The organism is Micromonospora sp. URMC 105, from assembly GCF_051386295.1.
Classification (GTDB): Bacteria; Actinomycetota; Actinomycetes; order Mycobacteriales; family Micromonosporaceae; genus Micromonospora.
On sequence record NZ_JBPQTL010000129.1, the window covers coordinates 1 to 13745 of the forward strand.

At 75.1% G+C, this 13745-nt stretch carries 14 protein-coding genes; 9 read left to right on the plus strand and 5 right to left on the minus strand.

What is annotated here, in order from left to right:
- On the plus strand, positions 1–371 hold a 371-nt coding region (locus ACSNN7_RS26575), incomplete at its 5' end, for a DUF305 domain-containing protein (protein ID WP_436683704.1).
- Positions 372–484: 113 nt separating this feature from the next.
- Here the strand turns inward: ACSNN7_RS26575 and msrB are convergent.
- Positions 485–898, minus strand: a complete 414-nt coding sequence (gene msrB / locus ACSNN7_RS26580) for a peptide-methionine (R)-S-oxide reductase MsrB (RefSeq protein ID WP_436683706.1) — start codon at positions 896–898, stop codon at positions 485–487.
- 47 nt (positions 899–945) lie between these two features.
- On the opposite strand from msrB, the gene ligD reads away from it, so the two are divergent.
- The gene (ligD, locus tag ACSNN7_RS26585; RefSeq protein ID WP_436683708.1) at positions 946–1983 is read left to right on the plus strand and encodes a non-homologous end-joining DNA ligase; all 1038 of its coding nucleotides are present in this window, start codon (positions 946–948) and stop codon (positions 1981–1983) included.
- A 65-nt stretch (positions 1984–2048) separates the two neighbouring features.
- On the opposite strand, the gene ACSNN7_RS26590 is transcribed toward ligD, so the two are convergent.
- Together ACSNN7_RS26590 and ACSNN7_RS26595 are read right to left on the minus strand one after the other, a co-directional pair.
- A complete protein-coding gene (locus ACSNN7_RS26590; RefSeq protein ID WP_436683709.1) occupies positions 2049–3422 on the minus strand; it encodes a permease prefix domain 1-containing protein in 1374 nt (457 codons plus the stop codon).
- On the minus strand, positions 3419–3793 hold the full coding sequence (locus ACSNN7_RS26595) for a PadR family transcriptional regulator (protein ID WP_436683710.1): 375 nt from the start codon (positions 3791–3793) through the stop codon (positions 3419–3421). Before ACSNN7_RS26595 ends, ACSNN7_RS26590 begins: the two co-directional genes overlap by 4 nt.
- A gap of 89 nt (positions 3794–3882) precedes the next feature.
- Between ACSNN7_RS26595 and ACSNN7_RS26600 the strand changes: the two genes are divergently transcribed.
- Positions 3883–4617: a VOC family protein gene (locus ACSNN7_RS26600; RefSeq protein ID WP_436683712.1), complete on the plus strand. Its 735-nt coding sequence runs from the start codon at positions 3883–3885 to the stop codon at positions 4615–4617.
- Between the two features lie 22 nt (positions 4618–4639).
- On the opposite strand, the gene ACSNN7_RS26605 is transcribed toward ACSNN7_RS26600, so the two are convergent.
- Positions 4640–4969: a hypothetical protein gene (locus ACSNN7_RS26605; protein WP_436683714.1), complete on the minus strand. Its 330-nt coding sequence runs from the start codon at positions 4967–4969 to the stop codon at positions 4640–4642.
- Between the two features lie 88 nt (positions 4970–5057).
- Here ACSNN7_RS26605 and ACSNN7_RS26610 point away from each other — a divergent pair, with 88 nt between their 5' ends.
- Entirely contained in the window at positions 5058–5246 is a 189-nt protein-coding gene (locus ACSNN7_RS26610) for a helix-turn-helix transcriptional regulator (protein ID WP_436683715.1), read from the plus strand.
- A 14-nt stretch (positions 5247–5260) separates the two neighbouring features.
- On the opposite strand, the gene ACSNN7_RS26615 is transcribed toward ACSNN7_RS26610, so the two are convergent.
- Positions 5261–5554, minus strand: a complete 294-nt coding sequence (locus ACSNN7_RS26615) for a hypothetical protein (RefSeq protein WP_436683716.1) — start codon at positions 5552–5554, stop codon at positions 5261–5263.
- Between the two features lie 42 nt (positions 5555–5596).
- On the opposite strand from ACSNN7_RS26615, the gene ACSNN7_RS26620 reads away from it, so the two are divergent.
- The 5 genes from ACSNN7_RS26620 to ACSNN7_RS26640 all read left to right on the plus strand — a co-directional run bounded on the left by ACSNN7_RS26620 (position 5597) and on the right by ACSNN7_RS26640 (position 13738).
- Positions 5597–6001, plus strand: coding sequence for a hypothetical protein (locus ACSNN7_RS26620; protein WP_436683718.1), 405 nt, complete (start codon positions 5597–5599; stop codon positions 5999–6001).
- Between the two features lie 88 nt (positions 6002–6089).
- Positions 6090–9272 (plus strand): FtsX-like permease family protein, encoded by a 3183-nt coding sequence (locus ACSNN7_RS26625; protein WP_436683720.1) that lies wholly within the window; start codon positions 6090–6092, stop codon positions 9270–9272.
- Entirely contained in the window at positions 9272–12019 is a 2748-nt protein-coding gene (locus tag ACSNN7_RS26630) for an FtsX-like permease family protein (RefSeq protein WP_436683722.1), read from the plus strand. Before ACSNN7_RS26625 ends, ACSNN7_RS26630 begins: the two co-directional genes overlap by 1 nt.
- A gap of 1 nt (position 12020) precedes the next feature.
- The gene (locus tag ACSNN7_RS26635) at positions 12021–13019 is read left to right on the plus strand and encodes an ABC transporter ATP-binding protein (protein WP_436683724.1); all 999 of its coding nucleotides are present in this window, start codon (positions 12021–12023) and stop codon (positions 13017–13019) included.
- Positions 13016–13738 (plus strand): ABC transporter ATP-binding protein, encoded by a 723-nt coding sequence (locus tag ACSNN7_RS26640; protein ID WP_436683726.1) that lies wholly within the window; start codon positions 13016–13018, stop codon positions 13736–13738. The genes ACSNN7_RS26635 and ACSNN7_RS26640 overlap by 4 nt, the downstream gene beginning before the upstream one ends.
- The last annotated feature ends 7 nt before the right edge of the window (positions 13739–13745 follow it).

The following is a 13745-nucleotide window of genomic DNA, read 5'->3' on the forward strand; positions in this document are numbered from 1 at the left end:
GGCGCGACCGGGTGACCGATCCCGAGCTGCGCACCATGGTCGCCGCCATCGAGGTGACCGAGGCCGACGAGCTGGCGACCATGCGCGTCTGGCTGCGCGACGCCGGCCCGGCCGCCACCGCCTCGCGGCACGACCACCGCGGTCACCTCGCCGCCCCGGCAGAGCTCGCCCGGCTGCGGACCGCCCCGGCCGGCCAGGTGGACGCCGTGCTGCGCCGGCTGCTCGGCGGCCATCAGCAGGAGGCCGCCGACCTGTCCCGGGCGCACCTGGCGACCGCGACCGACCCCCGGGTGCGCGAGCTGGCCCGGCGGGTCGAGCAGTCGCGTACCGCGCAGGTGCGCCTGCTCACGACCGGGATCACGCCGGCGTAGCTCGACGCCATGTCGGCCGAACGGCGGTATGGGCGCGACCAGGACACCGCCACCTCGCCGACATGGCGTCGATCATCCGGCCAGGGGCGGCCGATCCGCCGGGGCCCGGTGGGTCAGGCGTCGGTGCGCGGCTCCAGCCGGATCGACAGCGAGTTGACGCAGTGCCGGGTGTCCTTCGGGGTGAAGCCTTCGCCGTGGAAGACGTGCCCGAGGTGGCTGTCGCACCGGGCGCAGCGGATCTCCGTACGGCTCATGCCGAGGCTGCGGTCCTCGATCTCCTTGACCCGGCCGGGGATGGCGTCGTCGAAGCTCGGCCAGCCGCAGTGCGAGTCGAACTTGGTGTCGCTGGAGAAGAGCTCCAGGCCGCAGGCCCGGCAGTGGTAGACGCCGGGGGTCTTGGTGTCGACGTACTCGCCCGTCCAGGGTGGTTCGGTGCCCGCCTCACGCAGCACCCGGAACTCCTGCGGGCTCAGCCGGACCCGCCACTCTTCCTCGGTGCGGGGCAGTTCGTTCTTGTCGAGACTCACCCGTCAACGGTACGTCGGATGTCGGGGGCGTCGCATATGGTCGCGGAATGGGCGGCTCCTCGAAGGCGACGGTGACCGAGATCGAGGTCGCCGGGCGCACCGTCCGGCTGACCAGCCCCGACCGGGTGATCTTCCCGGGCCGTGGCTTCACCAAGGCGGACGTCTTCCACTACTACCTCGCCGTCGGCGACGGGATCATGCGCGCCCTGCGGGACCGCCCCACCACGCTCCAGCGCTTCCCCGAGGGCGTCGAGGGGGAGATGTTCTTCCAGAAGCGGGTGCCCACCCGGGGCGTCCCGCCGTGGGTGCGCACCGCGACGATCACCTTCCCCAGCGGGCGCAGCGCCGACGAGCTCTGCCCGGCCGACCTCGCCCACGTCGCCTGGGCCGCCCAGATGGGCACCATCGTCTTCCACCCCTGGCCGGTGCGGGCCGCCGACGTCGACCGCCCCGACGAGCTGCGCATCGACCTCGACCCGCAGCCGGGCACCGACTTCGCCGACGCGGCGACCGCGGCCGGCGAGGTGCGCGCGCTCCTGGCCGAGCTGGGCGCGACCGGCTGGCCGAAGACCTCCGGCGGCCGGGGCGTGCACGTCTACCTGCGCATCCAGCCCCGCTGGACGTTCACCGAGGTGCGCCGGGCCACCATCGCACTGGCCCGCGAGCTGGAGCGGCGCCGCCCCGACCTGGTCACCACCGCCTGGTGGAAGGAGGAGCGGGGCCGGCGGGTGTTCGTCGACTACAACCAGATGGCCCGGGACCGGACGATCGCCTGCGCCTACTCGCTGCGTGCCAACGGCCGCGCCACCGTCTCCACCCCGGTCACCTGGGAGGAGCTGCCCGACGTGGAGCCGGACGACTTCGACCTGCGCAGTGTGCCCGTCCGTCTCGCCGAGCGGGGCGACCCGCACGCCGGCATCGACGACAGCCCGTTCGACCTCACTCCGCTGCTCGAGTGGGCCGAGCGCGACGCCGCCGCCGGTCAGGGCGACATGCCGTACCCGCCGGACCATCCGAAGATGCCGGGCGAGCCGAAGCGGGTGCAGCCGAGCCGGGCGAAGCGGACCGCCGACGACCCCGTCTGATCAGGCGAGACACCGGCCCGCTCCCCCCACCCCGGGCGGGGCGGGGGGAGCGGGCCGGCTGCGGCTCAGGCGAAGTCGAACACCAGCGGGAAGGCGAGGACGACCGTCCAGGCCCAGATCGCGTACACGACGACGTAGCGGGTCTGCCAGCGTTCCAGCCGGGCGAAGGGCATCCGGCCCCGCACGAAGCCGAGGAACAGCCAGGCCGACCACGCCAGGTTGGTGAGCAGGACGAGGTTCTCGCCCAGGGCCGCGGTCTTGTTGGGGCTGAAGCCCCACTCGGTGATCCGGCCGGTGATCGCCAGCAGCACCAGGACGTCGATGATCAGAGCGCTGACGACCAGCGCGAGCTGCACCCGGTCGAAGAGGCCGGGCCGGGCCGTCAGGTCACGGGCCGAGATGGCGTACAGCAGCAGGCCCAGCACGACGACGAGCAGCAGGTTGAACAGGATGAGCGCGTCCCGCTCGACGTCGATGCCGTTGTTGGTCCAGACGAAGGCGACCAGGAAGGCCAGCAGGGCGACCGCGAAGAGCGGGGTGAAGACCCGGGTCAGCACCGGCGCCATGTTCTCGATGACGCTCTGCTTCGCCTCGACCAGCCAGGCCGCCACGATGACCGCGGCCATGGCGCCGCACGGCAGCAGCCACGACTCGATGAACCCCTCGGCGTCGATGCCGATGGCCTGGAAGGTGCCCACCGTGAAGGCGGTGAGCACGCCGCCACCCAGCCCGATCAGGGCGAAGTAGATCAGCCACTCCCCGGTGAACCGGATGAAGTCCATCCGCCGCCGGCCCGAACGCCAGTCACCGCCCGCGTAAGCGACGCCGACCACCAGCCACAGCGCGAGCGGCAGGTGGATCGCCGTGAGCACGATGCTCTGCGAGTCGTCGGCCAGCGGATATGCGTTCGCGGCGACCGCACCGAGCACGAAGAGCGCCGCGAGCACCCCGATGACGCGCGGACCGACCCGGCGCTGCCACGCGAAGTAGGCGGCCAGCGCCGGCAGCGCGAAGAAGCTGACGTTGCGCGCGTAGAAGGCGCCGTGGTCGCCGGAGGCGAGGTCGAGCCCGAACAGGGCCGGCAGCTTGATCGCGAGCGCCGCGACGGCCGCGCAGAGCACCATGACCGGCAGCTCGCGCCGGGACCGGGCGGTGACCGGCGTGTCCGGCTCGCCGGGCAGCACGAGCTGCTTCCACAACCGCTCGGAATGCTCGCGGGCGAACTCCCGCGACAGCTCGTCGAGGCTGCCCATCCGCTTGACGGCGATGAGGAACGCCTCGTCGGCCCGCAGGCCCGCCTCGGTCAGCTCGGTGATCCGGTTGCGCAGGTGGTCTTCCAGCTCCTCGGCGTCGGTGTGGTGCAGCTCCCGGCGGCGGTCCGTGTAGGCCCGCCACTCGGCGATTTGGCCCTCCAGGTCGTGGTCGCTCGGCGCGGTCATCGTCCCGCCTCCCATGCCGGTGCCGGGATCGGCCCGATGGCCTGTGCCCGGTTCCAGACGCCCTTCAGGGCGTCGACGACCGCGGCCCACTGGCGGCGCTGCTCCGCGAGCTCGGCCCGGCCCTGCTCGGTGATGCGGTAGTACTTGCGGCGGCGTCCTCCGGGTGGGGTCTCCCACGCCGACTCCACGTGGCCGAGCCGCTCCAGGCGGTGCAGCAGCGGGTAGAGCAGGCCGTCGGTCCACTCCAGTTGCCCGCCGGACAATTCGTTGACCTGCTTGAGGATCGCGTAGCCGTAGCTCTCGCCGTCGGCGAGGATGCCCAGCACGAGTGGGGTCGCCGAGGCGGCGACGAGGTCTTTGGTGATGTGCATGTGACCGCCTAACCCTAGAACTGCAATGCATAGTAGTTCTAGGTATCGCGGTCACGCAATCGTCCGGCAGAGGCCCTAGCATCGCCGGCATGGCAACGAGGCTCGTTCAGATCAACATGAAGGCCCGGGACAACGCTGCGCTGGGCGGTTTCTGGGCGGAGGTGCTCGGCTGGGGAGTCTCCAGCGAGGAGCCCGGCGTGACCAACCTCGAACCCGAGGGCTTCGTCTACCCCGACCCGGTCGCCGTCTGCATCGACCTCGTCGTCTCCCCGGAACTTAAAGCGGTGAAGAACCGCGTGCACGTCGACCTCGCCACCACCTCGGCGGCCCATCAGGCGGAGGTGGTCACGCGCCTGAAGGATCTCGGCGCAACACTCGCCGACATCGGCCAGGGCGACGTCCCGTGGACGGTCATGGCCGACCCGGAGGGCAACGAGTTCTGCGTGCTGGACCCCCGACCGCGCTACCGGGACACCGGACCGATCGCCGCGGTGGTGGTCGACTGCGCGGATCCGCGAGCCATGGCCCGCTTCTGGAGCGAGGCCATGGACTGGACCCTGCACGAGGTGACCGACCACCACGCGGTACTGCGCTCCGCCAAGGGCGTCGGCCCGTATCTGGAGTTCATCCGCACACCCGACCCGAAGACCGGGTGGAACCGCGTCCATCTCGACGTCCGCCCGTACCCGGGTGACGACCCGGAGGCCGAGAAGGCCAGGCTGCGGACTCTCGGCGCCACCGCCGTCGACCTGGACCGCGATGTCCGGTGGACGGTCCTCGCCGACCCGGAAGGCAACGAGTTCTGCCTCCTCGCCCCAGGCTGACCCGAACTTCCTCGGCCGCTCACTACGGCCACCGGCCCGGATTCTGCGACTCGCCCTGAGCTGGGTGCCGAGTCGTCCAGGCCAGGAACCGGTCGAAGAGGTCGGCCGGGGACGGCGCCGGGTCCGGGTTGAGCCGGATCAGGTCGGCGGTGGCGTCGAAGAGGCAGCCCGCCATGTAGACGGAGAGGCCCACCCGGTCCCGGCGATACTCCATGCCGAGCAGCAGCCGGGCCGGCGGGCACGGCCAGGCGGCGGCGCACACCCGGCACAGCCAGCGGGGCCGCATCGGCACGTGCGGTCGGACCGCCCGCCGCTGGCGATCGGGTACGCCGGGCCTGGGAAGCATGGTCATGCGACCAGCGTGACTCCGCCTATTGTCTGTGTCAATAGCCTCCGCAGTTGTCGCCGTCTAGCGACCGTGCCGCTGTCATCGTCAACGTGTGGAGCTTGTCGGCGTGTCGGAGATCCGGGAGATGCTCGGTGGCGTGTCCCGACAGCGCGCGTCCGTGATCGCGAACCAGCGGAACTTTCCGGAGCCGATCGCCGTGCTGGCCATGGGCAAGGTGTGGCGCAAGTCCGACGTCGAGAAGTGGATCAAGCAGCATCGGCCGGACCTGACCACCGACTGAGCGGCGGCAGCCCGTCAGTGGTGTCCGGCCATCGCCTCCACCGCCTCCTTGGCGGTCTTGAGGTCCGCGCCGGTCGCCGCCCGGTACGCTTTGATGGCCTTGATTTTCTCGCCCCGGGCCAGGTGCTCGCGGACCCCGGGCAGCGCCGGGCCTTCGTCCACGACGCCGAGGTGGTCCATCACCAGCTGGAGCCGGCGTTCGATCTCGGCCAGCCGCGCCGCCGTGCCGTCGCGGCGGGCCGGGAGGGACAGCTGCGCGCCGAGCAGCACCACGACGAGCAGCAGCAGAACGATGAGGGGGGCTTCCATGCCGGTCATCCAAGCAGGTCGACGTCCGGCACACTGGCCGGCATGACCTCCACGAGCGGTGTGATCCGGCGACTGGTCGGCGTCTACCACGCCGACGGCGGGCTGCGCGGCGAACTGACGTACCTGCTCGGCAAGGTGCGGGGGACCACGTCGTGCGCGCTGTGCGACGTCACCCACCACGCCCTCGGCCGCAAGCGCGAGTGGCGCGACCTCCTGTCCCGGCTGGGCGTACCCGTGGACCTGGTGCACCTGAACGAGCGCACCCCGGAGGTGCGGGCGGCCAGCGAGGGCCGTACCCCCTGCGTGCTGGCGGTGACCGACGGCGGCCTGGTCCTGCTGCTCGGCCCGGACGAACTGGCCGCCCTCGACGGCTCCGTCACCGGCTTCGCCGAAACGGTACGGGCGGCTGCCACTCTGGCCGGCCTGCGCTGGGACGCCGTCGGATAACGATCATGTAAAGGGCGCGAACCTTTTCCGGCCCGTACCCCCTCTTCCTGGTCACCGGCCCAACGGGGGCCCCGGGGGAGGCGGACGGATGAAGCTGGTGTGGAGGCGGGCCTACGAGGCGCGGGGCCTGCTGGCCGCGGCGGCGGTCGCCGCGTTGGTAGCCGTCGCGCTGGTCACCGGGTTGTCCGACTACAACCAGCGGGCCATCGACGCCGGGCAGCGGGCGATGCTGGCGGCCGCGCCCGCCACCGAGCGCAGCCTGCTGATCAGCGGGTCCGGTGGCCGGGACGCCGCCGAGGCCGCCGGCCGGGACCGGGCCGTCCGGGACAGCTTCGCCGGCGGGTTGGGCGGGGCGACGGTCGTCGTCTCCGCCGCCCGCCACGGCACCGGCCGAGAGCTGACCGGCGACCTCGGCGCCGCCCGCACCGGCGACGACCCGGTCTTCGCCGACCTGGCCACCCTCGACGACCTCGCCCGCCGCGCCGAGCTGGTCGGCGGAGCCTGGCCCGTCGCCGGGGCGAACCCCACCCAGGTGACCGTGCCGGAACGGGTCGCCGGCGCGCTGCGGCTCACTCCCGGCACCCGGGTGCCGATGACCGACCGCAGCTCCGGACGCGCCGCCGACGTGGTGGTGTCCGGGATCTTCCGCCCGCTCGACCCGGCCGCGCCGTACTGGCAGCTCGCGCCGGGCGTCAGCGGCACCGGCGACGACGGCGACTCGTACGGCCCGTTCGCCCTCGACCCGGCCGACTTCAGCCGCACCTTCCCCGGCTCCACCTCGGTCTCCTGGGTGGCCGAGCCGGACCTGCGCAGCGTCGCGTCGAGCCGGCTGCCCGAGGTGCAGCGGGCGGTCGCCGTCGCCGCCGTCGAGGTGCCCGAGCGGGCCGGTCTCGGCTCGTCCGCGCAGAGCGTCACCGGCCTGGACCGGCTGATCGACCGGCTCGGCCGGGCCGACCTGGTGGGCCGCTCGGCGCTGCTCACCCCGCTGCTGCTGATCGTGGTGCTCGGCGGATACGCGCTGGTGCTGGTCGCCGCGCTGCTCAACGAGGACCGCCGGGCGCAGACCGCGCTGCTGCGCGCCCGGGGTGCGGCCCGCAATCAGCTCGCCGGCCTCGCCGTACGGGAGGCGACGCTGGTGGTGCTGCCGGCCGCGCTGCTCGCGCCGCCGCTGTCCGGCGTGGCGCTGCGGTGGATCAGCGGCGGGCAGGGCCCGACGGAGCTGCGGCTCGACGGCGGCGGGGCGGTCTGGACGGTCGCGGTCGCCGCGGCGGTGGGCTGCCTGCTCGCCATGGTGCTGCCGGCGCTGCGCCGCGCCGGCAGCTACGTCGCCGACATGGCCGCCCGGTCCCGCCCCACCCGGGCCGCCACCGTGCAGCGGGCCGGGGTGGATCTGGCCCTGGTGCTGCTCGCCCTGCTGGCCTGGACGCAGCTTCGGCAGTACTCCTCGCCGTTGGCCGGTGCCAGCGGCCGGCTCGGCATCGACCCGCTGCTCGCCGTCGCCCCCACCCTCGGCGTGCTGGCCGGGGCGGTGCTCGCCCTGCGGCTGCTGCCCCCGGCCACCCGGGTCGCCGAACGGTTCGTCGACCGGCGGCCGTGGACGGCGACCATGTTCGGCATGTGGCAGGCGGGCCGCCGCCCGCACGCCGGGCCGGTGCTGCTGCTCGCCCTCGCCGTCGGCGGCAGCACCCTGGCCTGGTCGCTGGTCAGCACCTGGGAGCGGTCGCAGGCCGACCAGGCCGACCACAGCGTCGGCGCCGACCTGCGGGTCACCGAGCGCGGCGGTGCCGCGCCGGCGGACCGGGAAGCCCGGCTGGCCGCCGTCACCGGGGTACGACAGGTGCTGCCGGCCTGGCGGGACGAGGTGCGGCTGGGCCGCGACAGCCTGCCGGCCACCGTGCTCGCCCTGGACGCGACCGCTGCGCCGGACGTGGCCCTGATCGCCGATCGGCTCGCCGACCGGCCGCCCGGCGAGTTGCTCGCCCGGCTGGCCCGGGACCGCGACGCACCGGCCGGTGTCCCGCTGCCCGCCGACGCCCGGCAGCTCACCGGCACCGTCCGCACCTCGGTGAGCCAGCCGGTGGCCGCCCAGCGGATCGAGGCGTCGGTGCTGCTCACCCGGGCCGACGGGCTGGCCCTGGCGCTGCCGCTGGCCACCACCGACTCCCTGGTCGACCGCCCGGTGCCCTTCTCCGTCGACCTGCCCACGGGCGCCTGGCGGGTGGCCGGCTTCCAGGCCGACGCCGGCGACGCGGCGGCTAGCGGCTACGGGCTGCGGGTCGACGGGCTGCGGGCGACCGACGCGGCCGGCACGTCGCGACCGGTCGCGCTGGACGGCGAGTGGTCCATGGTGGACGCGATCCGGGACGGGCCGGCACCGACGAAGGCCGTCACCGCCGGTGGCGTGGACGCCGACTACCGGATCGGTCTGGTGGAGGGCGGCCGCTTCGCCCAGCAGCCGACGGTCCGCTTCGCCGTCGTACCGGCGGGGGAGAACCGGCCGGTGCCGGCGCTGGTCACCCCGCAGGTGCTGACGGCCCTGAACATCCGGGTCGGCGACGTCGTCCCGCTGCCGCTCTCCGGGGCGTCGGTGCCGGTGCGCGTGGTCGGCGAACTGGACGCGGTGCCGGGCATGACCGACGGCGGGGGCGTACTGATCGACCTGCCCGCCGCGACGGACTGGCTGGTCCGGCAGCGCGCCGTCGTCCGGCCGGTGCCGGAGTGGTGGGTACGCACCGACGCCGGTGGGCACGCCGCCGCGGCGGCGGCGATCCGGGACCTGCCGGCCGTGACGGTCCTCGACCGGCGGGCGGTGGCCGAGGAGGCCGCCCGGGACCCGTACTGGCGTGGGGCGCGGACCGGGCTGCTCGCCGCGGCCCTCGGGTCGGTGCTGCTCGCCCTGGTCGGCCTCGCCGTCGACGTGTGGGCTACCGCCCGGCATCGGCTGAGCGAGTTCGCGGTCCTGCACACGCTCGGCGCCGGACCGCCACTGCTGGCCCGCGCGATGCTGGCCGAGCAGACCTTCCTGGCCGGCATCGGAGTCGCCGTCGGCCTGCTGGTGGGCGCAGGGGTGGGCGCCACCATGGCGCCGCTGGTGATCCTCACCCCGGGCGCCGGTCGGCCGGTGCCGGAGGCGGCCTTCAGCCTGCCGTGGACGCCGATCGGGCTCACCGGGCTCGGGCTGCTGCTGGCCGCCCTCGCGTGCAGCGCCGTCCTGACCACCGGCATCCGGCAACGTGTCGCGGCCGCGCGGCTGCGGATCGGGGGAGAGTGATGGGCGTCCTGGCGGTGCTGCGCAGGGTGCGCGCGTACGGGGGGCACTTCCTGCTCCTCGCGGTGCTGACGCTGGTCACCGCGCTGCTGGTCACCGGGGTGCCGCGAATCGCCGACCGGTTGTCCGGCCAGGGGCTGCGCGAACAGTTCGGCGACCTGCCGGGGCCCCAGCGCGACGTGCTCTACACCCGGCCGGCCGAGCTGCAGACGGGGACGTCGGAGGTGACGGCCGGCCAACGGGCCGGCCTGGACTCGCTGCTGGCGGGGATGCCCGCACCGGTGCGCGAGGTGGTCGGCGAGCGCTGGTACACGGCCGAGACCGAGTTCGGCCGGCTCAAGGGGCCGGAGCTGACCCCCGACAAGGGGCTGATCGACCTCAGCCTGCGCACCATGACCGGGCTGCGAGAGGCGGCCACCCTGGTCGACGGCCGCTGGCCGGGGGAGGCGGCGCAGCGGGCCGCGCCGGTGGAGACCGCGCTCGCCGAGCCGGTCGCCCGGCAGCTCGGCCTGCGCGCCGGCAGCCGGCTGCGCCTGGCGCTGCGCACCCCCGACGGGCAGGACCTCGCGGCGACCAGCGTCGCGGTGGTCGGCCTGTTCCGGCCCGTCGATCCCGAGGGTGGCGCCTGGGACGGGCTCCCCTCGGCGCTGCGGCTCACCCCGCCGGTCGGCGACGGCCAGCCCTTCCAGATGGTGGGCATGACCGACGACGCCGGCTTCGACGACCGGGCGGCGGCCGGTTGGGCGGTCCGCTTCAGCTGGCGGTACCGGGTCGACCCCGGACGGCTCACTCCGGTGCGGCTCGACACGCTGGTCGACGGCATCGCCCAACTCGATCGCGAGCGCCCCGCCGGGCTGCTGCTCTCCCAGGGCGTCGACATCCCGCTGCGCCAGTACGCGGACTCGCTCGCCGCCGCCCGTACGCTGCTCACCGTCGTCGCCGCCGGGGTGCTCGCCACCCTCGCCGGCCTGACCGTGCTCGCCGCCCGGCTGGCGGTGCACCGCCGCCGCGACGAGTACCTGCTGCTGCGCGCCCGGGGCGGCTCGACCACCGCCGTGGTCCGCCGTGGCCTGGCCGAGTCACTGCTGGTGGTGCCGGCCGCCGCGGTGGCGGGGTGGCTGCTCGGCGGCCTGCTTCCCGCCGACCCGCTGGGCGCCGGCACGCCCGGCGCGGCGAACGGGCTGGCCGTGGCGGCGGGGGTGCTGGCCACGCTGGCGCTGCCGGTGGCGGTGCTGACCGGCCGGCGGGCCGGCGGCGGCCGGCGGGACCTGCTGCGCGTCGGCAGCGGCGCGGGCCGGCTCACCGTCGAGGTCACCGTGGTCGGCCTGGCCGCGCTCGCCGCGTTCCTGCTGCGCCGCCGGGGACTCGCCCTCGGCGACGAGGTGGACCCGCTGCTGGTGTCGGTGCCGGTGCTGCTCGCCGTGGCCGCCGCGCTGCTGGCGCTGCGCGCGTACCCGTGGCCGTCGCGGCTGTTCAGCCGGCTGGCCGCGCGGGCGCGCGGCGCGGTCGCCTTCCTCGGCACCGCGCGCGCCGGCCGGGCCGGGGTGGCCGCGCCGCTGGTGGTCGTCGTGCTCGCCATCGCCACGGCAGCCTTCTGCGGGGTGGTCGCCGCCGGCATCTCCGACGGGCGGGACCGGGCGGTCACCCGGACGGTCCCGGCCGACGCGCTGGTCAGCGGTGACCGGTTCGCCCCGGACACCGCGACCGAGCTGGCCGGGCTGCCCGGCGTCCGGGCGGTCACCCCGGTGCTGGCCACGCCGGGGCAGCGGCTCCTCGCCGACGCCGACGGCCGCCCCGGCGGGGCCGGCGAGGCGTACGTGCTGCTGGTGGAGCCCGCCGGGTTCGCGGACGTGGCCCGGCGCTCGGGGCTCGACCTGGCGGTGCCCGGCGCGCTGCGCGCCGACGGGGACGTCGCGACGGCGCTGCCCGCGCTGGTGTCGCCGGACTTCGCCGCCGCCCTCGCCGACGCGCAGCTCGCCGACGAGGCGGGCCGCCGGCCCGGCTGGGTGGACGTGCAGGGCAACCGGCTGCCGTTCCGGGTCGCCGGCACGGCGGCGGAGTTCCCGCTGATCCCGGCCGGGACCGGCCGGTTCCTGGTGCTGCCCTGGCCGGAGCTGCCCGCCGACGGCCCGCACTCGCTCGCGCCGACCGGCTTCCTGCTCGCCGCCGGGACCGTCGACCCGGCGGCGCTCGGGCGGGTCGCCGAGGAGGGACAGACCCGCTACCAGACCAGCGGGACGGTGACCGGCGGGAAGCGGCCGCTGCCGCCGCAGGTGACCACCTGGGCGGCCGAGCGGGAGCGGCTGGGCGGCAGCGGGGTCAACGGGCTGCTCGTCTTCGGCTTCGCCGCCGGTGCGGCCGGCGGTGGCCTGCTCGGCCTGCTCGCGCTCGCCTTCGCGGTGCTCGCGGGCGCGCGCGGCCGGGGCCAGGTGCTGTCCCGGCTGCGCACCATGGGGCTGTCCCGCCGGCAGTGGCGGGGTCTGCTGCTGGTGGAACTCACCCCGCTGGTGGTGGTCTCGGTACTGACCGGCGCGGTGGTGGGCGCCCTGCTGCCGGTGCTGCTGAACCCGGTGCTGGGACTGTCCGCGTTCACCGGCGGGGCGCCGGTGACCGTGCGCTTCGAACCCGGCCTGGTCGCCGGGGTGCTCGGGCTGGCGCTGCTCGCCCTGGCCTTCGCCGTCGCGGTCGAGGCCGTGAACAACCGTCGGATGCGCCTCGGCGAGGTGCTCCGGCTCGGAGAGGAGAGCTGAGATGACCGCAACCGCCGAGACGTCCGCCGTACCGGATCTGGCCGCGTTGCAGCGGCGGGCCGCGCAGCGCGCGGCCGAGCGGGCGGGCGGGCGGGACCGCCTGCGGGGGCACATCGTCTGCGACGGCCTGGTCCGCATCTTCAAGACCGAGGGGGTGGAGGTGGTCGCCCTGCAGGGGCTCGACCTGGTCATCGACCGGGGCGAGCTGGTGGCGATCGTCGGCGCGTCCGGCTCCGGGAAGTCCACGCTGCTCAACATCCTCTCCGGGCTGGACACGCCGACCGCCGGGATCGCCCGGGTCGCCGACTACGACCTGCTCGCCCTGTCGCACCGGCGGCGGTTGAGCTACCGCCGCGACGTGGTCGGCTTCGTCTGGCAGCAGACCGGCCGGAACCTGCTGCCGTACCTGACCGCGCGGGAGAACGTCGAGCTGCCGATGAAGCTGGCCGGCCGCTCCGGTGGCCGGCGGGCCCGGCGGCAGCGGGCCGAGGAACTGCTGGAGCTGGTCGGGGTGGGCTACTGCGCCGACCGGCGGCCGGGCCAGCTCAGCGGCGGTGAGCAGCAGCGCTGCGCGGTGGCGGTGGCGGTGGCGAACGACCCGGAGGTGCTCTTCGCCGACGAGCCGACCGGCGAACTCGACGAGGCCACCGGCGCCGAGGTCTTCGCCGCGCTGCGCACCATCAACGCCGAGCTGGGGGTGACCATCGTGGTGGTCACCCACGACCAGGCCGTGGCCACCCAGGTCCGCCGGACCGTCGCGATCCGCGACGGCCGGACCTCCTCCGAGGTACGCCGCACGGCGCGCACCGGCGCCGACGGCAGCACCGAACTGGTCAGCGAGGAGTACGCCGTACTCGACCGGGCCGGCCGGATGCAGCTGCCGGCGGCCTTCGTCGACGCGCTGGCGCTGCGCGACCGGGTCCGCCTCAACCTCGAACCGGACCACGTCGAGGTCCGCCCCGGCGACGGCACGCCGGCACCGAACGGGAGTGACGCATGAGCGAGCAGGTTTCCGCCGTCCGGGCCGGGGACACGGCCGTCGCCGACGAGGTGGTCCGGGTCGAGGGGGTGAGCCGGACCTTCGGCCGGGGCGAGCACGCCGTGCACGCGGTACGCGACGTCTCCTTCGTCGCGGGCCGGGGGGAGCTGGTGGCCGTCCGGGGCCGCTCGGGCGCGGGCAAGACCACCCTGCTGAACCTGGTCGGCGGGCTCGACCGTCCGGACAGCGGCCGGGTGCGGGTGGCCGGGCACGACGTGACCGCCGCGGGCGAGGCCGAGCTGCTGCGGCTGCGCCGGGGCACGGTGGGATTTGTGTTCCAGACCTTCGGGCTGGTGCCGATCCTCTCCGCCGCGGAGAACGTCGGCGTGCCGCTGCGGCTGGCCCGGGTGCCGGCGGCGGAACGGGAGGAGCGGGTGGCGATGCTGCTGGAGCTGGTCGGGCTGGGCGGGCACGCGGCGCAGCGGCCGTACGAGCTCTCCGGCGGGCAGCAGCAGCGGGTGGCGGTGGCCCGGGCCCTGGCCAACGAGCCGGACCTGCTGATCGCCGACGAGCCGACCGGCCAGCTCGACTCGGAGACCGGCCGCTCGATCATGGACCTGCTGCGCGCGGTGGTGCACGCCCGGGGCATGACGGCCCTGGTCGCCACGCACGACCCGGCCCTCATCGAACTGGCCGACCGCACCCTGACCCTCCGCGACGGCCACCTCATCACCCCCTGACCCGCCC